The organism is Bacillus sp. LQ16 (genome assembly GCF_057784645.1).
In genome coordinates this window covers 5,118,684-5,142,778 of record NZ_CM173491.1, presented here as the reverse complement: position 1 = coordinate 5,142,778, position 24,095 = coordinate 5,118,684, and the positions used below count along the sequence as shown (strand labels likewise).

Genomic DNA, 24,095 nt, shown 5'->3' with positions numbered 1-24,095 from the left:
AGATGAGGTGAATCGATGAATAAGAAAGCAGTACTTGTCCTTGTTATTTTTGTATTGTTTGTTGCTTCGGTTGTGAGTGGTAAACTGTACTGGAATAAGAAGATTGCGAATGCAACAGGACAAACGAGTGAAGTAACGAAAACAAAGGCTGAAGTGAAAGATAGCGGAGCAAAGAAAGAAGAGAAAAAGGAAGAGAAAAAACAAGATACAAAGTCATCTTTTAATGAAGCATATGCGAAGAACTTGCCAGATGCAGTGAAAGAGAAGTTAAAGAAAGCTGCTGAGGATAAAAAGCCAGTAAACCTTGTTATTGTTGGTGATGAAGCTTCTTCATCTGCAAAAGATGCTTGGGCAGCTAAGTTAACAACTAATTTAGAAACAGCTTACGGTAAAGGTTTATGGAATGTGACGGTAAAGGAATATAAGGGTGAAAGCACAGAAGAGTTAATCGCGAATAAGCGTGATAAAGAGATTGCGAAAGACAATCCAGATGTGATTTTATTTGAACCACCATTCATTACTGATAACGGTAAAACTGGTAATGGGAACTCTGTTGTGAATACACAGAAGTTTGTTCAAGCACTTTCTACTAGTGCAAAAGGCGCTACGATTATGATTCAACCATCAAATCCAGTGTATGGTGCGAAAAATTATCCGAAATCGATTGAAGCATTAAAACAATTTGCAACGCAAAATAATTATACATATATTGATCATTGGGGAGCATGGCCTGATGCGACAACAAAGGCTATCCTACCATACCTACAAGAAGAATTTGGTTTCCCAAGTGCAAAAGGACATGACGTTTGGGCGAAATATGTAACTGATTATTTTGTAGCTAAGTAATGAAGGAGAGATAAAAGGTGTACGAGTTCTCGTATACCTTGTCTTTTTATAATTAAGAGATTTGAAAATAGTAGGAGGAAAACAATGAACTCAATCCTAATCTGCGGCGGAGCCGGGTACATCGGTTCTCACGCTGTGAAAAAATTAGTAGACGAAGGTTTATCTGTAGTAGTAGTAGATAACTTACAAACTGGTCATGAAGATGCAATTACGGAAGGCGCGAAGTTTTATAATGGCGACCTTCGTGATAAATCATTTTTAAGGGATGTTTTTAAACAAGAAAATATTGAGGCGGTTATGCACTTTGCAGCTGATTCTTTAGTTGGAGTTAGTATGGAAAAGCCCCTTCAATATTATAATAACAATGTGTATGGTGCACTTTGTTTATTAGAGGTAATGGATGAGTTTAAGGTAGATAAGTTCATTTTCTCTTCTACTGCGGCAACGTATGGTGAGGTAGATGTGGATCTTATTACTGAGGAAACGATGACAAATCCTACGAATACGTACGGAGAGACGAAGTTAGCAATCGAGAAGATGCTTCATTGGTATAGCCAAGCTTCTAATTTACGTTATAAGATTTTCAGATACTTTAACGTGGCTGGTGCAACTCCAAATGGTATTATTGGGGAAGATCACCGTCCAGAAACACATTTAATTCCTCTTGTGCTGCAAGTGGCTTTAGGTCAACGTGAGAAGATTATGATGTTTGGTGATGATTATAATACACCAGACGGTACTTGTATCCGTGATTATATTCATGTTGAAGATTTAGTAGCGGCTCATTTCTTAGGGCTTAAAGACTTGCAGAACGGCGGAGAGAGTGATTTCTATAACTTAGGAAATGGCAATGGTTTCAGTGTAAAAGAAATCGTTGATGCAGTTCGAGAAGTTACAAATCATGAAATTCCTGCTGAGGTAGCACCGCGCCGTGCGGGCGATCCAGCACGTTTAGTTGCTTCTTCTAAGAAAGCGAAAGAGAAGCTAGGATGGGATCCTAAGTATGTAAATGTTAAGACAATCATTGAACATGCTTGGAATTGGCATCAAAAGCAACCGAATGGATATGCTAAATAAATATAATAAGTGAAAGAGAGGGTATCGTCGACAAAATATGTTCGACAATACCCTCTCTTTTTTTGTACGATTTTTGCTATACTAAACTGTACTATAATACATGATGGAAGGAGGAAAATAATGAAAATACTTGTGGTTGATGATGAATCGAGTATTCGTAATTTGATTCGGATGCAGTTGGAGATGGAAGGTTATGAAGTATTGGCAGCGGCTGATGGGCGAGAAGCTTTAGAGCGATGGAATGAAGGGCCGGATGTATTGATTTTGGATGTTATGCTTCCGGATACGGATGGGTATGAGTTGCTTCGTTTGTTCCGTGAGAGGGATAGGGATATTCCGGTGCTTATGTTAACGGCAAAGAGTCAGATGAATGATAAGTTGCTTGGCTTGCAGCTTGGTGCTGATGATTATGTGACGAAGCCGTTTAATTATGCGGAGCTTATTCTTCGGGTTAAGAATATGGCGCGGCGTGTAAAGAAGACGGAGGCGGCTGTAAGTCATGAAGTAATTGAGGCTGGAGAGATAGTGATTTGTCCCAAGGAAAGAAAGGTACATGTGAGTGGAAAAGAGATTCAGTTAACGTACCGAGAGTTTAATTTATGTCAGTTGTTTGTTTCAAATCCGCAGCGTGTGTTTATGAGGGATGAGTTGCTTGAGAAAGTATGGGGATTTGAGTATATCGGAAATACGAGAGCAGTTGATATTATGGTGCAGAGACTTCGAAAGAAGCTTGGGACGAGCGGAGAATATATTAAGACAATTTATGGCGTTGGCTATAAACTGGATTGTTAAGTGGTGATGGTATGTCTTTAAAGCGAAATATGGTGTTTGGAATAGTTGGGCTGTTAATTCCGATTTTTGTTCTTTTATATGCAGTTGTTTATATTACGTTAGAAAAGAATATGTATCATAACGCAGCAGATTCTTTAGAAAAGTTAAGTGTAGAAGCACAAATTTACACGATGAATTATTTAGAGAAGGAAGCAGAAGTGGATACGCTTGGGCCTAATTCACTTTTAATTGCGTCGTATTTAGCGAAGCGTATGGATGTCCGTGTACAGATGATCGGGAAGAATGGCGATGTTGTTGCAGATACACAAAAAGGAGCATTGCTTCACCGTAACATCGACATTGAGAGTTCCTTGAAGGGAAAGAAGTCTTATGTTTTTGAGGAGGCGGATCCCGCTCCCATTCTTTTGTTTTCAAGCCCAGTATATTATGGAAACGATGTCATTGGAAGTATTCGTTTTATAAATGAGTTAACGGGTGAGAAGGAAGTTTTAACAAATGTGAGCTGGACGTTCTTAATGACGTCTCTTTGCCTAGTAGCTACCGGTATTTTCTTTGCGATTCGTTTGGCGAAGTCTCTTCATAAACCAATTGATCAGTTGAGACAAATGGCACAGCGGCTCGCGAATGGTGATTATAAGAGTAAGATTGAGTTAAATGAGTACGTGGAAATCGCTCAGCTTTCAGCATCTTTTAACGCGATGGCCGATGGAATTGAACTGCATATTAAGCAATTGCAGGAGGAGAAAGAGAAGCAGAAAGATTTCCTAGACCGTATTACGCATGAGCTAAAAACACCGCTAACGGCGATTATTGGTTATGTTGATTTAATTCCGAAGTTACAATCGAAAGAAGATGTACAGGAAAGTCTTCGTTATGTGGCTGTGGAAAGTGAGCGTTTATTATCACTTGTAGAGGAACTGCTTAAGTCTTCGAAATATGGGACGAGTACGTTTGAGGTGTCTCCTACAGTTGTGAACATAAAGGAATTGGCAGAAGAAGCAGTTTCAATTGTGAAACCTCGTCTAAATCAGTTTGAAATTGAAGTGATAAATGAGTTAACGGATGTACATGTTGTTGCAGATTTTGATAAGACGAAGCAAATTTTCTTAAATGTGCTTGATAATGCAATTAAGTATAGTGATGCTTCACACATTCGTATGAATGTAATTGTAAATGAGCATGAGGCGAAGGTTTTTGTTCATGATGATGGGATCGGTATAGATGAAGTGGTGCTTGCAGAGTGGAATGAGTCTCCGAAAGGAAAGGCACTTCCTTCTAGTTACGGGAATGGTTATGGTTTGTATATTTGTCAGGAGATTATGAGTAAGCAGGGCGGAAGCATGCGGATTGAGAGTAGTGAAGAAATAGGTACTACAATATTCATTACATTTTTGCTTCCGAGAAGGATGGAAGACATAAAAAACTTGAAAGCGGTTAAATGATACATTTATGAAACAATTATGCGGTATTTTCGAAACAACGTTTTTTTATCTTGGAGGTAGGCAGAAATGAAAAGGCTATCATTTCAAATTCTTATGTTTGTCATTTGTATGATTGTTTCTCTTGTTTTGTTTTATGTTATGGAGAAGCAAATCTATAATCGAATTAACATTGTAAATGATAAACAAGCCGTTTTACAAAGGGTGAATGAATCTCTTCCAATTGAAGTGAAAGTAAGACATGAAAAGTGGGGAGAAATTGTTGTAACGGATGAAGTTCGTTTGCATACGATTGTTTCATTCTTTGACCGAATTCGAATAGAGCCTGAGGGCGTTAAGAGCCAAGAACAAGTATTTACTGGAGAAGTAACGTACTTGAATGGACATAAGCGTACTTTTGCAGTAGGTGACTTGTTCCAGTATGGGGAAAATGTATACGGAAAGAATGGCATGGATCCGATGATTTCAGCACTTCAAACGTATTTATTAAGCCTGTATTACACGCCAGAGCGTATTAGTGATTTCTTTGCTTCAGCAAAGGACGTCGTAGTACGTCAAGGCGATGTGGTACGTACTATCAATCTTACGCACATACTTGATTCTATTCGATACGCAAAGCAAATTACAGATTACGGAGAAATTCAGAAGTTATTACAATCGCAGAATGAACCGATTGCTTATATTACAGCTTATAAAACAGGTAAGCGTGTAAAGAATGATCGTGAAGATATTCTTACGATTTCTGTGTATCCATCGTACTTTGTTGTGCAATATCTCGGTGATAATAACGGAAATGTCATGTATATGAAAGGCTCTCTAGCAGAGTTATTCGTAAAGGAGAATGCGTCATGAGAAAGATAGCCTTTTTCTTCTTTTTGCTAGTAATTGGAGGAGCGATGTCTAGTTGCTCTCGAGATACAACCTCTATTAAATATAGTAAAAATGGTCTCCCTATTTTGGATGATCGTCATATTGTTGCGTATGTAGCGGCTCGTGAGGAAGTTGGTGAAGCGTTACTTTCATCATTTTGTAAGCCGCGCGGATGTACGTATGAATTTATTCGTCTTTCAACAGAAGAACTTCTTCGTAGAGTGGAAGAAGAAGCTGGAAATCCGAAGGCGGATATTATTATTGGCGGTACAGTAGATGCGCATCAAATGATGAAGCAAAAAAATCTTTCTATTCCTGTGATAAGCCAACATGCAAATCGTATTTCAAAAACTGTTAAAGATAAAGATGGTTATTGGTACGGTTATGAAGTGGAGAAGCTGGCAATTGCGATTAATAAAGAGCGATGGAACGAGGAAATAGCGCCGCTTGGTCTCTCGTATCCGTTAAGATGGAAAGATTTATTGGATCCAGTATATAAGGGAAAGATTGTCATGCCCGATCCAAATGTTTCAGGTACAGCATATACGTTTTTTCAATCACTTATTGATACGTTAGGTGAAGAGGAAGCGAAGGAATATGTGAAGAATCTGGCAGAACAAGTTGGAGAAGTAACAGTGAATGGTTACATCCCAGCAGAACTTGTTGCGAGTGGTGAATATATGATAGGCATCAACTTTATGGGAGATCAGAGAATGCTTCAAAAACAAGGCTTTCCGATTTTAAGTAACGAACCTGAGCAAACAGGGTTATCCGTTAATGCGATTTCGAAACTAAAACGTGCACCGAGTGGTATTATTGCGGATTTATTTATTGATTATTGTTTATCAGAAGAAGCGGGTCACATTTTAGAAAAAGTGTCGTTTGGCGTACCAACGATGTTTGCGAAGAATGAGAAAGAAATAGAAGGACAGCCGGTTAGAAGGACGAATCAAAATATATCAAATAGCGGAATAATCGAGATATGGAATAGACAGCGTCTCTCTCTGAAGTGAGAAAAGGAGACGAAAATATATGTTTAAATGGCTCAAGCCAGCACCTGCAATTGAAAGATTGCCAGCGGATATGATCGACCGTGTATATCGATTACTACGTATTCGTGTGTTAATCGGGATTTCAGTTGGATATGCTGCTTATTATTTAGTTCGTAGTAACTTTACGTTATCAAGTACGTATTTAGTACAAGAATATGGTTTTAGTACAGCTGAAATTGGTCTACTAGGTTCAGTAATGGCAATTGTTTATGGATTTAGTAAGTTCTTTATGGGTAATTTATCAGATAAAGCTTTCGCCCAGCGCTTTATCGCAGTCGGTTTATTCTTATCAGGGCTTGTAAATATTTGCTTCGGCTTTGCATCATCATTTGGGATGATTGTTACATTACTTGTTGTTAACGGTATTGTACAAGGTATGGGAGCACCACCTTGTAGTATTGTTATGACGAAATGGTTCTCGAAGAAAGAACGCGGTACGAAAACAGGTCTTTGGAATATTTCACATAACGTTGGTGGAATGCTTGTGCCACCACTTGTCGGAATTGGTGTAGGTATTTTTGGTGAAAACCATTGGCAAGGCGGCGTGTTTATTTTCCCTGCAATTATCGCAATGGTAATTTCGGTTCTTGTTTGGATTAATGCGAAGGATACACCAGAATCTGAAGGTCTTCCTCCAATTGATGAGTATCGTAATGACTATGAAAATCTTGAAAAAGCAGATAATGCTAACAAGATGTCACCAAAAGAAATTTTAATGAAGTATGTAGTGAAAAATAAATTTGTATGGTTCTTATGTATTGCGAATGCTTTTGTTTATTTAATTCGTTTCGGTGTTATTAACTGGGTTCCACTTTATTTAACGACAGTTAAAGGATTTTCAAAAGCAGAAGCGCATGCGGCATATGCAATCTTTGAAGGTATGGCAATTCCAAGTTCATTAATCGTTGGTTTTTTAAGTGATAAATTATTTAAAGGAAAACGTATGCCATTATGTATTATTAGTATGGTTGGAGTTGTTATTGGTACGTTTATATATTGGCAAGCAACTAGCGTACTTGTTGTAAGTATTGCAGTTTCTATTATCGGTTGTTTAATTTATGTACCACAGTTCTTAATCGGTTTAAGTGCGATGGAATTAGTACCGAAATTTGCAGTAGGTACGACAGTTGGTATGTGTGGTCTATTCGGTTATGTAGGCGGAAGTCTTGTAGCTAACGCAGCAATTGGTGTTATTGTTGATCGTTCTGGCTGGGATGGTTGTTTCATCTTACTATTAACAGGAGCGGTTTTATCAACAATCTTCTTATTTATTGTTCAACGTGGACATGAGAGAAAAGATCCTAAAGTAGCGTAATATTTTGTTTGAAAAAGCTATCCAATTATTATTTTGGATGGCTTTTTCTATATAATATAATCTTTCCTTAAATCTATCTTAAAAGATATAATGTCATATTTCTAATCATTGGAATTTTTGTTACAATATAAATGGATGTGTAAAACTTTGTAAAAAGATTGTAATAATATACAGTTTATTTTCAGAAAGTTTTATACAATTATGTTATTTATTAAACTATTAATTTATAAAGGGAGAGAGAATATGTTACCAAATACGGTTCGTACTCCAAACAAGAAGAAGAAATGGATTATTATTGGGGTTATTGCACTAATTGTTATTGTAGCGGCAATTAATATTTTTGTTATGCAAGGTAAGAAGAAGGGTGCATCAACAAATGCTGATGCTGTAAGTTTTGAGAAAGTGACAGAGCGTAAGCTGAATAATACAAAGTTAATTTCTGGTCAGGTGAAGCCTGGTAATATTGAAAGCTTCTATGCAGATCCGGCCAAAGGAAAAGTGAAAGATATTGAGGTAAAAGAAGGGCAAGAGGTAGAAAAAGGTACGAAGTTATTCTCTTATGACAATGAAGAGATTAACCTTCAAATGAAGCAAGCTGAGCTTGATCAGAAGATGGCGGATATGCGTTATGATCAAGGGAAAAAGAAGATTGATTCGTTAAAGAAAGAAATTAAGAAGGCGAAAGATAGCGGAGCTGGGAAAGAAGTAACAGATCCGATGGACGAGCAAGTAAACGAGTTAGAGATAGCTCAAAAGACAACTGATCTTGAGAAAGAAAAAGGAAAGTTGCAGAAAGAAGAGTTAAGTAAGAAGCAGAAAGAGCTTACGATTTATAGTAATTTCGCTGGTGTTGTTCAAAAGTTAGATAAAGATGCGGCACAAAGTTCATCTCAAGCGTTAGGTGGTCAAGGAAAAGCGTTTTTACAAGTAGCTTCTAAAGATCCATTCCAAGTTCAAGGTACGTTAACTGAGCTTCAGAAGTCACAAATTCAAAAGGATCAAACATTCACTGTAACAGCGAAAGCAAATAATAAGAAGAAGTGGACTGGTAAGATTACAGAGGTAAGCGAATTCCCAACAAGTGCAGAGATGGCGCAAGCTGGCGGCATGGGTGAAGCAACTCAAAATATGTCCCAATATACATATAAAGCTAGCCTTGATAGTCAAGATGGTTTATCTCCAGGTTATCATGTTTCCCTGCAAGTAAACTTAGAGAATAAGACGATGATTGCTGTTCCAAGTAAAAGCATTGTAGAAAAAGGCGATGATGCATTTGTTTATGTTGAGGATAAAGGGAAGATTCGTAAACAAAATGTGAAAAAAGGTTCTACTGATGGAGACTGGACAGAGGTTGTAGAAGGCGTAACAGTGGGGCAAAAGGTGGTTAAAAATCCTTCCGACGATGTGTATGACGGAATGGAAGTGAAAGAGAAATGATTACGTTAAATAATATTGCTAAAACGTATTATCAAGGAAAATTGGCGGTGCCGATTTTGCATGGCATTAGTTTAACGATTCAGAGTGGTGAGTTCGTTTCGATTATGGGACCGTCTGGTTCTGGTAAGTCGACGCTTATGAATATTATTGGTTGCTTAGATCGTCCAACAGAAGGCGAATATATGCTGAATGACGTGAATATCTTAACAGCAGACGAGTCAAAGCTTGCTTTAATTCGTAATGAATATATTGGCTTTGTATTCCAGCATTTTAATTTACTGCCTCGTCTTTCCGCAGTGGAAAATGTTGAGCTTCCGCTCGTATACGGTGGCGTGAAGAAAGCGGAGCGTCGCAAGCGTGCTTTGGAGGCGTTAGGTAAAGTTGGATTAGCAGACCGCGTGCATCATTTACCAAATGAGTTATCCGGTGGACAGAAGCAGCGTGTAGCGATTGCAAGAGCGATTGCGAATAACCCAACGTTCATTATGGCCGATGAACCGACTGGTGCACTTGATACGAAGTCTGGTGAGCAAGTTATGGATATTTTCACGAAGCTTAATGCAGAAGGTACGACGATTGTTATGGTTACGCATGAAGAGGAAGTAGCAGAGTATTCTTCCCGCCGCATTGTACTGCGAGACGGGAAAGTTACAGAAGATAGAAGGTGTGCGGTATGAGTTTACTAGATAGTATAAAAATTGCCCTATCTTCTATTTTAGCTCATAAATTACGTTCAGCTCTTACGATGCTCGGTATTATTATCGGGGTAGGTTCGATTATTACAGTCGTTGCAATTGGGCAAGGCGGGGAAGCTGCATTGAAATCGCAGTTTGTTGGGGCAGGTAATCAAACGGTTCCGATTCATTATAGTGCAGATATAAACGATCCTTTCGGTATGGGAATGGTAGAAGCACCGAAGATAACTGAAGAAGACATTTTTGAAATTAAAAAAATTCCAGAAATCGCACATGTGGTAACAACAAATTCAACCATGGAACCACTTGATATTGAAGATAAAAAAGAAATGGTGAGTATTACTGGATTAGATAGTGAGTACTTTGCAGTAAATAAAGTAAAGTTGTTAAAGGGACGTTCTTTACAAGAATCAGATGTGGATCAAGGTAATAACGTTGTCATGATTAGTAAACAAATGGAAGAAAAGGTGTTTAAGGATGCCAATCCAGTCGGTAAAATTATTGAAATGAAAGGTCAACCGATGCAAATTATCGGTGTCTACAAATCAGATAATGAGTTTATGGGAATGGGACCATCAGAAGCACTAGTTCCAATTTCATTATGGCCGACACTGTATGGGAAAGATGAAATTCAAAATATCTCTGTTCAAGCAAAAAATGTAGATAATCTAGAAAAAGCAGGTAAAAAAGCTGCAGATGTTTTAAATAGTCGTAAACCGACTGATGCAACTGGTAAATATGAAGTTATGAATTTAAAAGAAATTCAAGAAGGTATTTCGAAGATGACCGGTATTATGACGATGATCATCGGTGGTATCGCTGGTATTTCATTAGTCGTTGGTGGTATTGGTGTTATGAACATCATGCTTGTATCTGTAACGGAGCGTACGCGTGAAATTGGTGTACGTAAAGCACTTGGAGCAACGCGTAGTAAAATTTTATTACAATTTTTAATTGAAGCAGTTATGTTAACACTTCTAGGTGGTTTGATCGGAATTGGTCTTGGGTATGGCGGAGCATATATCGTTTCTACATTCGCAAAATGGCCACCACTTGTTTCATGGGAAGTTGTCGTTGGAGGCGTACTATTCTCGATGACACTCGGTATTATTTTCGGATTAATTCCAGCAAATAAAGCTGCGAAATTAGATCCAATTGAAGCATTGCGTTATGAGTAATTAATAGTGTAGTAGAACTACACATTACCGTTCTAGTGGGCGGTTCGTAGCCTCTTGTGAGGAAGTGAACCGCCCGTTAGAACGGGTTATATAAATAGAAGGAGGCGTTATAATGGAAGCAAATATTAATACGCAAGATGTAGTTTCAAAAAAGCCATCATTATTTGGAATGATTACTTCTCCAGGTGAGCAGTTTGAGAGAATGAAGACGAGTAATGCAGTTTGGGGTGCATTTTGGCTACTTGTTTTAATAGCTGGGCTTGTTGGGGGATTTGCTGCTTATGTATATTCTCTAACACCTGAGGCAATTAAACTTAATAAGGAATTAGGTGTTACTGTTTCAGCTGCAATGACATACGGTATGGGATTTGGGGTAATTGCTATTAGTATGGCATTTGTCTTTCTACTTAGTGCTGTGGTGTATAAAGTGTTAATGGTGTTTATAAGCAATGATACTTCTTTTAAAAAGTTATTAGCGATTACTGTATATTCAAGTGTTATTTCATTACTAGGTTTATTAATAAATACGATTTTAGCATATATTTTAGGTGGATCAGGTCAAGAAATGTACACTGGCCTAGAGCCAATCTTTACTTCAAGTAGTGGTGTTGTAAAAGGCATTGTAAGTAAATTTGAAGTGTTTACAATCTGGGGATATGCAGTTACATGGCTAGGTCTTCAAATTACAGCAGGTTTAACTAAAAAGCAGGCAACAATTATTACTATTGTTTTCTTTGTTTTAACTCTTGGAATGGGAGCTTTACAAGGTATGTTCCAATAAGGAAATAAAATAAAAAAGGTGACTCTTCAAGAGAGTCACCTTTTTTATTTTTACCCTTACTTCAAATACCGCCAACAAAATTTCAAATACTACATAGTGTAATTTCAAATTCCGTCGGTAGTATTTGAAATTACTCACAGTGAAATCTTTTCTTTATTTTTATATTGTGAAGGTACCGCGGAATACTAGAAAGGTATACCTTTTAGAAACGGGTACTGTGTGAAGCCAGCGACTTTTACAGAGGCAGTTGTTTTGTATGAAGGGATGATTGTAAATCAAATAAAGAAATTAGGTATTCGTAAAGATTATGAAGAGTATTATCAATGTGGTTTAATTGGTCTTTGGCATGCATATGAAAGATTTGATGCGGAGAAGGGGTGTTTCCCTGCATATGCAGTTGTAACGGTGCGAGGTTATATATTAGAGAGATTGAAGAAAGAGTTCACAGTGCAGGAGAGATGTGTATGTGTAGGAGAGTATGAGGATATCTTTCATTATGAAGACGTTGAAATGAGAGTGAAGGAATTTATGAGTGTATTAGATGAGAAGGAGAAGTATATTGTTTTTGAACGTTTTTTTGTAGGGAAGACGATGGGAGAAATCGCGTTAGAGATGGAAATGACATATTATCAAGTAAGATGGATGTATCGGCAAGCACTCGAGAAAATGCGAGATAGTGTAAGAGGATAAATATTAATATAAGAATGGAAGGCAAGAGATGTTGCTTTCCATTCTACTTGTTAGTTTAATGTAGTAAATGTAACAAGGGGTTTTTAAATTGTAGTGAATCTTGCATGTTCATACGAGATAGTATGTATCCAGCTTTTAATAATTGTTGCTGCAATTTATGGGGACTGATAGATATTGTTGTAGTGGTGCCATTTGAAAAGTGTATTTTAGTCTTTTTAATCTTTTGGCAAAATTCTATATCGTGTATGTGGTTATAAAATAGCCATATACAGTTTGGAGATGAAGGAGATTCTGTTGGAAAAGTACAAATGTATTCCCGATGATTAATTGGAATTGGAACGTTTTGTTTAAATCTAAAATTTGTTTGGACTGCATTACGCCTGCCTTGATAAGTAGAGTGAATATGGGTTAAGCAAGATTGTTTGATGAGTTGTAATGAGGTTTGGCAGGAACGAAGATCATCTCCGCTACTGTCGATAAGTTTTGTACGATAATAAGGGTGATTGTATGGAACAAGCATCATAGTAGAACTAGAAATAATAATGTTATTTTCATCATTCATGATTTTAAGTCCTCCCTTATGAAATTAATATTTCGAATATAATTATATATGGAATAAGTAAATTAAGTGTTAATATTTTGTTTTGTATTGTAAATTTTGGCTATTCGTTTACAATCAATAGGTGATAGTCTTTCTAATTTGCATCGCTTGTACATATATATGAAAATAGAAAAGAGTAGGCGGTGATATAGTATGAAGAAAAAGTATATTATTATGGCTTTAGTTGTCGTTCTCCTAGTATATTTAGCAAACAGCAATCCGAGTAAAGGAGAATATACAGAATGGGCAGCGAAGCAGTTTATGAAGCGTAATGATGTGAGTAAGAAGCTAGATGAAGTTCAAAAAGAGAATGAAGAGGGTCTCCTTGGCGACTTGGCATCGGCCGGTAAAAAGTTAGCGAAAAAGTATGTTGAGCCACAAGTTGGGTTATTAATTGATCATTATACGAAGCGAAATGATTATATATTCTTCTCAACATATACGACTGAGTTTGATATAGGTGAAGAACATTATAAGTACGTATGCGTCGGTTTTTCAAAGATTTTTATTCCGATTGAAATGCCGAAGAAAAAAGACGAATCTGCAAAATGATGCAGATTCGTCTTTTTCATTTTATAGAGTAATTGGAACTTCAGATACATTTTTTTCTACAAGGCGAGCTCCCTTTTTTCTTGTATTTTCATCAATGGATGAAAATACAGATGAGGCAAGGATTGTATCCATTACTTGATTTACGACTTGTGCATCGATTGGTGTGATGGGCGTATCGATAGAAAAAACGACTGTTTTTCCATCTTCTTTCGCGAAAATTAACTCTAGTACTTGCATGTGTTATTCCCTCCTTTGTATTTATCCCGCTATTTACGGGACTCGGGTCTGCTGGTTAAATTGCGGCTAATAATCAGCGGGGATGAATAAAATCCCCACTGATCCGAGTTTTACTTTATAGTTTAGAAAGATCTGATGTGCTAACAAGTTGTACAGCGTGAAGTGGTGATGCTTGTAAGGAAGCGAGAGCATGAGCTACGTTGTGTACTTGATCTAAGCTCGCATTTGTTTTAACACGTTTAAATTGTTTGCTCTTGAAAACTGTTTTGCCGTTCTTATCTAATCCGTTGTTTAAGACAAGACGTAAAGTTAAATCCATTACGATTGTTTCAATTGCCATGTGTATCACCTCCTTTCACTTTATAAATAGGGTACAAATGTCATGTTTTGGCGTGAAATTTTTTCTTTTTTTTGGTACCCTTAAAAGATTAAGAGAGGAGAATTCTGGATAATGAATCGTAAATGGTTATTTTGGATTCCTGTATTACTATGGATGGGGCTGATTTTCTATTCTTCGGCACAACCATATAAAAAGCAGGATATGCGTTCAGATATTGAACAATATGTGAATGTTGAATTTGTGAAAGAGCATTTTTCATGGGTATCTATCGATTATGGTGGAGGAACCCCTGTTAGTATTGCCAATAAAGGTGTAGGCGGATTTATTGAGTTTTTCCTTCGTAAAGGTGCTCATTTTATGGTGTTCTTTATGCTAGGTTCATTGATTTATTACGCTTTTCATCGATCAGGTCATTCGAGGAAAAGATGTTTTATATATGCCCTTCTTTTCGTGGCAGGTTATGCAACATTTGATGAAATCCATCAATGGTATACGGGGGACCGTACACCAATGTGGCAAGATTCATTGCTTGATACGTGCGGCGGATTAACCGGGATTATAATAAGTAATTGGTTTTGGAATAGAAAAAAGAGCTAATCTCATTTCGAGATTAGCTCTTTTTTGCGGGTAGTAAAATTTCCCGTAACTGGCCTGATTAAAGTTTCACTTTATACACCGAGTAATTCTTTTAGTTCGTCTGTTGATAGTTCAGTCATCCAACTATCGCTTGTGATGACCGCATTGTTTAGAGATTGTTTTCTTTCTAGCATTTCATCAATTTTTTCTTCTAATGTTCCTGTTGTAATGAGTTTGTGAACATGAACAAATCGTTTTTGACCAATGCGATATGCGCGGTCTGTTGCTTGATTTTCCACAGCTGGATTCCACCAACGATCGTAGTGAATGACATGGTTGGCAGCGGTTAAGTTTAATCCTGTTCCGCCAGCTTTTAAGGATAAGATAAAAATGTCATACGTTCCATTTTGGAATTCCTCAATCATCTTGTCACGATCTTTTTTCGGTACACTACCGTTTAAGAAGAGGACACGCTGGCCGAATTTTTCTTCTAGCACACGTTTTAGCATGTTCCCCATGCCGATGTATTGAGTGAAGATGAGGCAACTTTCATTTTGATTTTTTATATTTTCGATGAGCTCCATTAATATTTTTGTTTTCATGGAGCGTTCAACGACATTTTGTGGCTCTTCTTCTTTTAAATAAAGAGCAGGATGATTACAAATTTGTTTTAGCTTGTTCAGCATAAGTAATATAAAGCCACGTCTTTCAATTCCGCTTAATCCTTCGACATTTTGCAGTGTATCTTGAACAAGTTGTTCATATAAGGAAGCTTGTTCACCAGTAAGAGGACAGTAAGCTTTTTGTTCTTGTTTATCTGGTAAATTTAATGCGACTGTTTGATCTTTCTTCGTTCGGCGCAGTAAAAATGGTGAGATAAACCGTTGAACTTGTTGGATTTTTCCTTCATCACGATCTTTTTCAATCGGTGTGACGAAGCGGCGCTGGAATTGCCCTAAGCTTCCGAGATATCCATGATTAATAAAGTCGAAAATGGACCAAAGTTCAGCGAGGCGATTTTCCATCGGCGTACCAGTTAAAGCGATTTTGTGATTTGCTTGCAAGTTTCGTACTGCTTTCGACTGTTTCGTATGTGGGTTCTTAATATTTTGTGCTTCATCCAAAATAACAGCATCCCAGCATAATGAAGTCAGTTCTTCCTCATCGAGCTGAGCCAATGCATAAGATGTTAATACAACATCTGCCGATTGAAGGAAATCTTCAAATAAATTGCCCTTATCTCTATTACTTCCGTAATGTAATTGAACACGTAAATTCGGTGCGAAACGCTCAAATTCTTTTTGCCAATTTCCAAGAACAGATGTCGGCGCTACGATTAATGCAGGGCCTGTTTTGAGATTGTTTTCTTTTATATATAGTAAGTAAGAGATTGTTTGAATACTTTTACCGAGTCCCATATCGTCAGCTAGCAATGCTCCAAATCCAAGCTTTCGTAAATATAATAACCATTCAATACCGTGTTGTTGATACGGACGAAGTGTTGCGTTTAGTGAAGTAGGGACATCTACTTTTGGAATATCTCCAATATGAAGCAGCTTCTGGAAGAGTTCTTCATAATATCCATCTAGTTCGATTTCAATATCAGTAAACGGGCTATTATCTTCTACAATTTCCGTTTCAGCCGTATTTGATAAATGTTGCTGCAGGACATCTTTCATCTCTAGTCCGTATTTATCGGCACGGTTCATGAGTTTCCTTACTTCTTCGATAAAGGCTGGATCTAGTCGCATCCATTGACCGTTTATATTAAATAGACGTTTGTTTTGTTCAACGAGTTCGAAAAATTCGCTTTCTGATAAATCAATGCCGTTTGTCGAAATGCGCCAGTCAAAATTAACGAGCGTATTCATACCGAAGAACGATTGTGTTTGTGCTGTATTTTGCTTCAACTGGACACGTAATTTCGGTTTTGTTGCTTTTAAATTTTGCCACCATGATGGTAGTAAAATTGTAATGCCAGCTGCAAGTAATTCATTGCTTGCTTCTGTTAAGAAGTTCCACGCTTCGGTTTCAAAGAGCTCATTTCGGAACGTATCTCCTTCTTTTAACCACGGTATGAGCTTACTAAAACCTTCTTGTGTCTCTGTAATCCGTTCTTCGTAATCGTGCCATCTTTTCGGTAAGGAATCGATGTTTTCATATACATATATGCGATGCGCCCCGCGCTTTGGTGTCACAATTGTTTCAAGCTTCCACATTTCAAATTCTTCTTGTGGCTCTTGCAATCTTAGTCCGATTGTAAACGGAAGATCATCTTCAATATAACCAATTTTTCGAAGCCAATCTTCTTCATGTAGTGCTGTTTCCAATTGTCTTTTCGTAAAGTCGTAATGTTCATATAGTCTTTTGGCATCTTCCCAGCCGTCATTTGAGCGATTATCTTGTAATATGCTTTCATTAACTGCTGCTGAGAAAAGAGATGCTAATGTGTCATCTTCAATTGCTGTATTTTGAACTTTCCAAGATGGTTGTTTGGACCAATGATTCATATCTGGTACGAAGCTACCACTCGTAAAGGCATCCCATAATTCATTTGCATCTTTCGTAAGGGCTGTAATAGGTCCGTTTATTTGCATATGTGCAAATGAATTCATCGGTTTGTTTGCAATGTATTCAAATGCTTGTGCGTTTGTTAGCATAACACCTTGTTTTCCTTCGAAGGTTGCTTCTTTTAGAAACGTACCGTAGAAAGAAGTGGAGTGCCATGTGAATGCATTTCGTTTCCAACTTGTTACGGATAATGGAGTACCGCTGTCATCTTCTCCCCAAAGGAACCAACCTTGACTAACATGCTGGAGCCTAATTGTTACTTCAGTTTGATTGATCATCGATTAATTTTCCTTTCCGTAATTCCTCTTGTAGTGCACGCAGACGTGAATGGAGATTGGCGATGTGAATAATGAAAGCATCCCATTCATCGGTGCGTTTTAATCGTTTATATAATGTGCGTAATTTCTTTAAGTAACGAACTGCGCGTTTATATGATTTACGATTTCGTTCTTCAATCGCCTCTACAGCAGCAAGATGGTAAAGAGGAAGTGCCGCTTCTGGCGCTTCTTTTTCAATATCTTTCAGTGGCTCTTTTAACAGTTCAATTGCTTCAAATCCATATAGGAGATGAAGCTCTGCCCATGTGCGATACTGTTTTTTCGCGAGTACGTACTGTTCATAGTTTGTGAAACTATACGGTAATAGTTCTTGTAAGATCATTTCGAAACCAGCTTGTTCATTTGTATGTGTTGCATATGTTTCATACATGATTACAAATAGGCGAACGACATCTTTTATAAAAATCGTATTTTCGTGATCTTGGATTGTTTTCTTTACTTGTTTATACGTAAAGGAAAGCCAATTTTTCGCACGATCCCACTGCATGGCACTTAATAGTTCTTCTAACCAATAGAAGTATAGACTCACAACAGAAGCAGGCTGTTTTTTTAGTAAGTCCATCGCTAGTAGATCTTCGTCATTCAAAAAGAGAAGATGGGAAGACGCTAACGCTTTGGATAGTGGATTGATTTTCGTATCGATTCGTTTTTCTTCTTCTTGTATTTTCTCTTTATTGTTTAAAAGTTCACTCCATATGTGACGATAAATGAAAAATCGCTCTTGCGTATAAGTGTCGGTAGAGAAGAATACTTCATGAACGAGACGAGCTGTTTCTTGTAAAATTATTTCAGACTCTGAAGGAATCGCTTCTGATTGTAAGTCCCGAACGATGGATTCCACTTTGTCTACAAATAGGCGAATGACATTAACAGGTTGGTGATAAGAATACGTTTTGTTTGCGTCGAATGCCTGAATTTCTTCTAATAACTTTTGAAAGCAGTAAAGTGCTGCGTGTAACCTGAATAATTCATGTATCGCAATGACACGCGGAGCTTTCCGCTCAAGTTTCGTATAGAAATCTGTAAAGATACTCATAAGAAAATACATTTGTTTATAAGTAAGCCGAGCTTGTTCTTTTTTAAATGATTCATATTCTTTTTCAAAATACGATTGCCAACTTTTATAATCGGTTTCTTCAAAAGCTGATGATTGCAATACTTGTCTTGCAGTTCGAATAGGAGGAAGGGAAGGTTTCGTATTATTTTTAAATAAAGTTAATACATCTCCTACTTGCCCGAAACTAGACGCTGCAGATAGTAATACAGCAAGCATATGCTCACATTGTGTTGGTGCGAAGCAATCACAATAACTTTCAGCGACGTTACGAATCGGAATATGAACGCTATATACGTTGCCTTCCGCATCTACAGTTCCTGATAGTGTATAACCATCAAAGTCAACATTGTAGACAACACCACTACGATATAGGTGCCGAGCTGTAGCGACATGTTCCTGATCAGCTGTTTGCTGTGGATCTAGTCCTTGAACGAACTCATTCGCAATCATCATAATTTCATCTTTCGTAATTGAGTGTTGCAGCATAATATTCCTCCGTACACATATTTCTTTCCTTTACCATTATAAACAAAAAATGCTCAAAACAGAAAAAATGAAATTTGGATTACATAACTTGAAAATCATGGTAATATATAAAATGTTAATTTCATATATGAATATATACGTATAGGAGGAGAAATGATTTGTCAGATTTACAGACGAAGTTAGGTAGTGGAATGAATAAGTTACAAGAAGGAATAGAACAAGGGAAAATGAAGTTGCAAGTTGCACAAGAAATTGCTCAATTGAAAAAGGGAATGCAAGTGCAAATGCAGAAAAAAGCAGAGGTTCTATTAGAGGTTGGACAGCAAGTGTACGTTCAATTAAGAGGAAATGGAGTAAATGAAGCGAGCTTAAAAGAAATGATTGCTCCAGTTCAAGAATTTGATGTAGCTATTTATCAAGCAAGAAAACGCATTGTTGAATTGCAAAAACAACAAGGTGAAAAAGCTACATGTGAATGTGGTGGACCTTTATCAATAAATGATAAGTTTTGTGGTTCGTGTGGAAAGCCTAACCCAATGTTAGCAGTAGAAAATGAAGGTGAAACGGTAAATTGTATTTCATGTAATGAGCATATCGATAAAAACTCTACTTACTGTCCAGTTTGTGGAATTAAGCAAAGTGGGGAGTGAATTAGATGTATTGTCGCACATGTGGAAAACAACATGGTGAAGAAGTAAATTATTGTCCAAATGAAGGTAGTATGGAGATTGCAGGAGCTATAGATGCAATAACATTAGAAAAAGATACTGCAAAATACTGCAAAGGTTGTGGCAATGAAAATGCTCAAAAAAATTTATATTGTCAAAGGTGTGGGTATTCTTTATTTGTTGCGAAGAAAAAAGAACAATCTGTAAAATTGCCTACAATGGATGGTGCTCCTAAAGTTGAATTTAAAGCAGATAAAGCCGTTTTACAAAAAGGTTTTATTGGTGGGGCTGTTGCAAGTATTCTCATGTTAATTGCTGGCTGGATTGGTAGTTTATTATTTGCTTCTATAATAAGTGAGATGTTTAGCAAATTTGCGAAAGAATTAGATATGTTGCCGAATTTTTATTCGAGTGCAACTTCTACGATGTTAAGTTATCATTTACTTGGTTTTACAGCTAACGACGATAGTGGATTGATATTTTCTTTATCTTGGCATACTCCATTTACATTACTACTAATCATTCCATTTATTATTTTCGTTGGTACAGGAATTTGGTTAGGGAAACAGCATGTTGCGAAAACGATTAAAGATCAAATTTTTATGGCATCAACAGTTGGTATTATTTATGGCGTCTTTTTATTCATTATAAGTTTTATAGCATCACAATCTTTTGCAATTCCATTCTCAGAAGCAGGTAAGATTACGGTTGGCTATTCAGCGATTAAGAGTTTATTGAGTGGTTTTGTATGTGGGACATTATTTACTTTATTAGGATTTATTGCTCATACAAGCAAAAACAATATGGCAGCAGCATTTCAAGAGTTAATGCCATATGGAGCGTCTGTTTATTACGGTGTTTCAGCTATGATAAAAGGACTTTTAGTAACAGCAGTAGCGGTTTGTATTATGGCGTTAGTAAGTAAGGAAGATGGTATTGAACCATTAAAAGAAATAACAACTTTAAAATCTGAAAGTACATTATTAGCATTAGAGTTAACACCTCAATTATGGAGTATGGCTCATTTTGCGCCGTTAGAAGTATCAAGTCCAGCACTTAGTAAAGAATTTACTGGAATTGGTAAGAAATCAAAAGCATATGAGAGCACACTATCATTTTCATTTATATCAGGCGTCTCTGTAAATGGCGTAGAGCTTAGAGAGATATTGATTTCAAAAGGAGCAAATGAGGAAAGCCTTGCAGAATTTGATAAAGTGAATAACGTATTCCATTATGGTTTATTACTGCTTATTATTCCATTGTTCTTTATGTTTAGAGCGGGAAGAAAGTTAGCTAAATTACCGACTGCCAATATATATATTACATTAGCGGTATGTAGTGGTTCTTACACAATTATGATGATTGTAATGAATATGATTTCTAAGTTCCAAATTAATGTTTCAGGAACTGTAACAGGTTTATTTGGAACAAGTGGAACGGTATTATCTATGCAAAATTCATTTATATATTTAACTTTGTTTAGCTTGATTGTGACATATGTAGCAGCATTTGCTGGAATGAAATTAGCTAAAAAATAGGAGGAGAGCACGTTGAAGTTTTGTGGAACATGTAAAAAGAACGTTGCAGACCATTTGAACTTTTGTCCTGAGTGTGGGAGTAAAGTAGAAGTAATCGTTGATAACACTGCTGCTTCATATACAGAATTACAAAGCGAGACAAAACCAGTGAAAAGTAAGAAAAATTTATTTTTAATCATTGGTTTAGCTATTATTGTTATTTTATTATTTGGGGCATATAAATTTGGAGCATATAAGTTTTCAAAAGAAAAGCAAGTAAATGTAATGATTGAAGCATTCCAAAAGAAAGATATTAACGCAATTGATGAGTTTGTGAAAGCAAATGATTCAAGCTTAAAGATTAAGACAGAGGATATTAAAGCGTACATGCGTTATTTAAAAGAGAATCCTTCTTACAACAAACAATTGTTGTCTTATTTACAGAAAGAGACAGTAGATCAAAAGTTAACAAAAGATAAACCTGCATTTAAAGACGGGGAAATAGTAGAAGAGGGAAAAGAGTGGTTCTTATATCCAAAGTATAAATTCAGCATGAAATCTTATTATATGAATGTAAGTACAACTGCAAAGAATGCAGAAATATATGTGAATGACAAAAAAGAAACAGAGCTTTCTAGTGACAAAAATTCGAAAGAGTTGGGGCCATACTTCCCAGGTACATATGTTGTAAAGGCAACGGCGAAGACAGAACTTACTGAATTAGAAACAGAGAAAGAAGTAGATTTAGCGGATGAGCAGAGCGAGAAAGTGAAAATTGATTTATCGCTTGAAGGCAAGTATGTAAGCATTTCTTCTGATGAAAGTGATGCAACTGTATTTGTGAATGGGAAAAAACGTGGAAAATTAAGTTATGGAAGTTATAAGCTTGGTCCTGTATCCACAGATGAAACAGTAGAAGTACATTTAGAGAAAACTACTGATTTTGGTGTGATGAAATCTGAAAGTATTAAAATTGGAGACCAAAGCACGTATTACTTAAAATTCCCGAAAGAAACATCAAATTCAGCAGTGGGCGAATTTGTAAAAAATCATATTTATGATAACGTACGTGCAATTTCATTAAATGATTTTAGTTTAATTGAAAATAATTATGATAAGAGCGGGAAATCGTATAAGGAAGACCGTGATTATATACAGTATTTACACAAAAAAGGAATTACAGAAGACTTATTAACGATGGAAGTTCGTAATGTAGAGCGTCAAAGTGATACGAAATATAAAGTAACGACATATGAAGAGTATCACATTCGTTACGGTGATGGATCTGTGAAGTTCAAAAGTTTTAATAACGAACATATTGTAATTGTGAATGGAAATGGAAAGATGCTGTATCATTCTCTTGGTGCAAATAATACGTTGAAATCAGAAGATGTATCTGGTCCAACTCGTTAATATGAGAGAAGCTGTTCAATATTTGAACAGCTTCTTTTTTGTAGCTAAATCGATATTTCGTGTAACCGTTGATATATCGTAAGTTATGATAGATATAATTGAAAAATCGTTGATATATTTTTCTTAAATTTTGTTCATGAAGGGAAAATAAAAAAGATATCACTTAGCCGAAAAATCCGGCGAGGGGATATCTTTTTTTACGATTATGAGTGCGTTTCCTTTAATATCGCTTGTACATACGAATCATGTAGTATTTGCTCTATAATTGGCAACATATTTTGTTCAAATGGAATGTCGATAGGAAATGGTTTTTGAGAGCCTGGTTTTATTCCATATTGCACAATTTTGTAATGTGTATTGTTTTCAGACTTGAGCACAATTAACTTATAGCGATTATCATCGCCAGCGAGTGAGAAATCAATAGAAGTAGCGTTATATGTTACTTCATCTTTATATATGTACGGCTTTGGCGTACCAATCCAGTCTACTTTTGCTTGTACATTCATGGGCATAGCCTCCTTATATGTATTATAAATAAATAAAAGCCAGCTCTCAATAAAGAGAACCGGCTTGTAATTTAGCAGTCATTGGTTATTTTAAAATTTTCACTTTAACAGTTTTGCGTCCCCATTTTTGAGCAGCGCTATCTGATCCAAGTAAGATGTCGATACGGTTACCTTTAATTGCACCACCAGTATCTCCAGCGATAGCTTCTCCGTAACCTTCTACCCATACTTTAGATCCTAATGGGATTACTTTCGGGTCAACAGCGATCATTTTCATGTTTGGATTCGCAGTTAAATCATGACCCATTGCAGTTAATACACGGCCGCCATATGTGCCACCGTTTTCGCTCGGGTGAGCTGTATATGCTGTAGCTACAACTGTTAACTCACGACCACCAGATGGTGTGCTAGTTTCAGCAGCTTTCACAGCAGGCTTAGCAGCTGGTTTTGCTTGTGCTGCAGGTGCTTGAGCCTTAGCTGGTGCTTGAGCCTTAGCTGGTGCTTCAGCTTTAGCAGGAACAGTCGTTTCTTGTTTCTCAATTACAGGTGCTGTACCTGTTAAGAAAGGAACATGAACATAAGCTGTTTTACCGTTATATTCAAATTGTAACCACTCATTTTGTACTTGGTTCGTTGTTTCGATTACATCGTCTTTCTTCAACTTTCCAAGAATTTCTGAGTTTGTGTTCGCTTCAGCACGTACGTTTAATACGTTAGCTGTTACGTAGTAGATGCTTTTTGTGAACTCTGCACTTACGAATGCGTCTTTACCGTCTAAAGTAACTTTTGACCATCCGTTCTCTGTATTTTGAACATCTATCTTATTACCGTTTAGTAATTTACCGACAACTTTTGATTCCGTAGTAGGGTTTTCGCGTACGTTTAGTACGTCTGTTGTTACAACAGTTTCTGCATTAGCAGATGATGTGAAAATCCCAAGACCAAAAACTGCTGCTGTTGCTATACCAATTAATTTTTTCATGATAGCCTCCATTGCGTTTGTTTTCGTGTCCTCATTATAGCAACAGATTTTTTCGGATTTGGGGAAAACACACAATTAC

General features: G+C 36.8%; 24 protein-coding genes. 17 read left to right on the top strand and 7 right to left on the bottom strand.

Translation table 11 applies throughout. From position 1 onward, the window contains the following. Positions 1 to 15 precede the first annotated feature (15 nt). The 12 genes from AC3EMB_RS26120 to AC3EMB_RS26065 all read left to right on the top strand — a co-directional run bounded on the left by AC3EMB_RS26120 (position 16) and on the right by AC3EMB_RS26065 (position 12,172). On the top strand, positions 16 to 846 hold the full coding sequence (locus AC3EMB_RS26120) for an SGNH/GDSL hydrolase family protein (RefSeq protein ID WP_488517370.1): 831 nt from the start codon (positions 16 to 18) through the stop codon (positions 844 to 846). Positions 847 to 930: 84 nt separating this feature from the next. Next, the gene (gene galE, locus AC3EMB_RS26115; RefSeq protein ID WP_001084657.1) at positions 931 to 1,923 is read left to right on the top strand and encodes a UDP-glucose 4-epimerase GalE; all 993 of its coding nucleotides are present in this window, start codon (positions 931 to 933) and stop codon (positions 1,921 to 1,923) included. Between the two features lie 120 nt (positions 1,924 to 2,043). Beyond that, positions 2,044 to 2,715, top strand: coding sequence for a response regulator transcription factor (locus AC3EMB_RS26110; protein ID WP_053563336.1), 672 nt, complete (start codon positions 2,044 to 2,046; stop codon positions 2,713 to 2,715). Between the two features lie 11 nt (positions 2,716 to 2,726). Next, the gene (locus AC3EMB_RS26105; RefSeq protein ID WP_074047627.1) at positions 2,727 to 4,157 is read left to right on the top strand and encodes a HAMP domain-containing sensor histidine kinase; all 1,431 of its coding nucleotides are present in this window, start codon (positions 2,727 to 2,729) and stop codon (positions 4,155 to 4,157) included. Between the two features lie 66 nt (positions 4,158 to 4,223). After that, positions 4,224 to 5,006, top strand: coding sequence for a DUF3919 family protein (locus tag AC3EMB_RS26100; RefSeq protein WP_000826618.1), 783 nt, complete (start codon positions 4,224 to 4,226; stop codon positions 5,004 to 5,006). Further along, positions 5,003 to 6,037, top strand: coding sequence for an ABC transporter substrate-binding protein (locus tag AC3EMB_RS26095; protein WP_053563338.1), 1,035 nt, complete (start codon positions 5,003 to 5,005; stop codon positions 6,035 to 6,037). The genes AC3EMB_RS26100 and AC3EMB_RS26095 overlap by 4 nt, the downstream gene beginning before the upstream one ends. Before the next feature lie 19 nt (positions 6,038 to 6,056). Further along, positions 6,057 to 7,391: an MFS transporter gene (gene pgtP, locus AC3EMB_RS26090; protein WP_000477603.1), complete on the top strand. Its 1,335-nt coding sequence runs from the start codon at positions 6,057 to 6,059 to the stop codon at positions 7,389 to 7,391. A 243-nt stretch (positions 7,392 to 7,634) separates the two neighbouring features. Further along, on the top strand, positions 7,635 to 8,828 hold the full coding sequence (locus AC3EMB_RS26085; protein WP_327904788.1) for an efflux RND transporter periplasmic adaptor subunit: 1,194 nt from the start codon (positions 7,635 to 7,637) through the stop codon (positions 8,826 to 8,828). After that, positions 8,825 to 9,505, top strand: coding sequence for an ABC transporter ATP-binding protein (locus AC3EMB_RS26080; protein ID WP_098835610.1), 681 nt, complete (start codon positions 8,825 to 8,827; stop codon positions 9,503 to 9,505). Before AC3EMB_RS26085 ends, AC3EMB_RS26080 begins: the two co-directional genes overlap by 4 nt. Continuing rightward, positions 9,502 to 10,701: an ABC transporter permease gene (locus tag AC3EMB_RS26075; protein WP_053563340.1), complete on the top strand. Its 1,200-nt coding sequence runs from the start codon at positions 9,502 to 9,504 to the stop codon at positions 10,699 to 10,701. Before AC3EMB_RS26080 ends, AC3EMB_RS26075 begins: the two co-directional genes overlap by 4 nt. A gap of 112 nt (positions 10,702 to 10,813) precedes the next feature. Then, positions 10,814 to 11,482 carry a YknW family membrane protein gene (gene yknW / locus AC3EMB_RS26070; RefSeq protein WP_488517369.1) on the top strand — a complete coding sequence of 223 codons (669 nt, stop codon included), beginning with the start codon at positions 10,814 to 10,816 and terminating at the stop codon, positions 11,480 to 11,482. Between the two features lie 219 nt (positions 11,483 to 11,701). Further along, the gene (locus AC3EMB_RS26065) at positions 11,702 to 12,172 is read left to right on the top strand and encodes a sigma-70 family RNA polymerase sigma factor (protein WP_488517368.1); all 471 of its coding nucleotides are present in this window, start codon (positions 11,702 to 11,704) and stop codon (positions 12,170 to 12,172) included. Between the two features lie 55 nt (positions 12,173 to 12,227). Here the strand turns inward: AC3EMB_RS26065 and AC3EMB_RS26060 are convergent, their stop codons facing one another. Beyond that, a complete protein-coding gene (locus AC3EMB_RS26060; RefSeq protein ID WP_488517367.1) occupies positions 12,228 to 12,734 on the bottom strand; it encodes a competence protein ComK in 507 nt (168 codons plus the stop codon). A gap of 192 nt (positions 12,735 to 12,926) precedes the next feature. Here AC3EMB_RS26060 and AC3EMB_RS26055 point away from each other — a divergent pair, with 192 nt between their 5' ends. Beyond that, positions 12,927 to 13,325: a DUF4359 domain-containing protein gene (locus tag AC3EMB_RS26055; RefSeq protein WP_000731405.1), complete on the top strand. Its 399-nt coding sequence runs from the start codon at positions 12,927 to 12,929 to the stop codon at positions 13,323 to 13,325. A gap of 21 nt (positions 13,326 to 13,346) precedes the next feature. On the opposite strand, the gene AC3EMB_RS26050 is transcribed toward AC3EMB_RS26055, so the two are convergent. Both AC3EMB_RS26050 and AC3EMB_RS26045 read right to left on the bottom strand, forming a co-directional pair. Continuing rightward, positions 13,347 to 13,562 (bottom strand): DUF2922 domain-containing protein, encoded by a 216-nt coding sequence (locus tag AC3EMB_RS26050; protein WP_001197593.1) that lies wholly within the window; start codon positions 13,560 to 13,562, stop codon positions 13,347 to 13,349. Between the two features lie 115 nt (positions 13,563 to 13,677). Continuing rightward, positions 13,678 to 13,902 (bottom strand): DUF1659 domain-containing protein, encoded by a 225-nt coding sequence (locus tag AC3EMB_RS26045; protein ID WP_000963861.1) that lies wholly within the window; start codon positions 13,900 to 13,902, stop codon positions 13,678 to 13,680. Positions 13,903 to 14,013: 111 nt separating this feature from the next. On the opposite strand from AC3EMB_RS26045, the gene AC3EMB_RS26040 reads away from it, so the two are divergent. Further along, positions 14,014 to 14,499, top strand: coding sequence for a VanZ family protein (locus AC3EMB_RS26040; protein ID WP_023523524.1), 486 nt, complete (start codon positions 14,014 to 14,016; stop codon positions 14,497 to 14,499). 71 nt (positions 14,500 to 14,570) lie between these two features. On the opposite strand, the gene AC3EMB_RS26035 is transcribed toward AC3EMB_RS26040, so the two are convergent. Both AC3EMB_RS26035 and AC3EMB_RS26030 read right to left on the bottom strand, forming a co-directional pair. Then, positions 14,571 to 17,327, bottom strand: a complete 2,757-nt coding sequence (locus tag AC3EMB_RS26035) for a DEAD/DEAH box helicase (protein ID WP_488517366.1) — start codon at positions 17,325 to 17,327, stop codon at positions 14,571 to 14,573. Continuing rightward, positions 17,311 to 18,930, bottom strand: coding sequence for an SWIM zinc finger family protein (locus tag AC3EMB_RS26030; RefSeq protein WP_000939149.1), 1,620 nt, complete (start codon positions 18,928 to 18,930; stop codon positions 17,311 to 17,313). The genes AC3EMB_RS26035 and AC3EMB_RS26030 overlap by 17 nt, the downstream gene beginning before the upstream one ends. A gap of 158 nt (positions 18,931 to 19,088) precedes the next feature. On the opposite strand from AC3EMB_RS26030, the gene AC3EMB_RS26025 reads away from it, so the two are divergent. The 3 genes from AC3EMB_RS26025 to AC3EMB_RS26015 are packed head-to-tail and all read left to right on the top strand — an operon-like array spanning position 19,089 to position 22,528. Beyond that, a complete protein-coding gene (locus AC3EMB_RS26025) occupies positions 19,089 to 19,580 on the top strand; it encodes a zinc ribbon domain-containing protein (RefSeq protein ID WP_001281749.1) in 492 nt (163 codons plus the stop codon). Positions 19,581 to 19,585: 5 nt separating this feature from the next. Beyond that, positions 19,586 to 21,136 (top strand): zinc ribbon domain-containing protein, encoded by a 1,551-nt coding sequence (locus AC3EMB_RS26020; protein ID WP_098125980.1) that lies wholly within the window; start codon positions 19,586 to 19,588, stop codon positions 21,134 to 21,136. A gap of 12 nt (positions 21,137 to 21,148) precedes the next feature. Next, positions 21,149 to 22,528: a zinc ribbon domain-containing protein gene (locus tag AC3EMB_RS26015; protein WP_488517365.1), complete on the top strand. Its 1,380-nt coding sequence runs from the start codon at positions 21,149 to 21,151 to the stop codon at positions 22,526 to 22,528. Between the two features lie 203 nt (positions 22,529 to 22,731). Here the strand turns inward: AC3EMB_RS26015 and AC3EMB_RS26010 are convergent, their stop codons facing one another. Both AC3EMB_RS26010 and AC3EMB_RS26005 read right to left on the bottom strand, forming a co-directional pair. Then, complete coding sequence (locus tag AC3EMB_RS26010; protein ID WP_001102541.1) at positions 22,732 to 23,034, bottom strand: DUF3910 family protein; 303 nt, start codon at positions 23,032 to 23,034, stop codon at positions 22,732 to 22,734. 85 nt (positions 23,035 to 23,119) lie between these two features. Continuing rightward, positions 23,120 to 24,016, bottom strand: a complete 897-nt coding sequence (locus AC3EMB_RS26005; RefSeq protein WP_488517364.1) for a cell wall-binding protein EntA — start codon at positions 24,014 to 24,016, stop codon at positions 23,120 to 23,122. Positions 24,017 to 24,095: the final 79 nt, after the last annotated feature.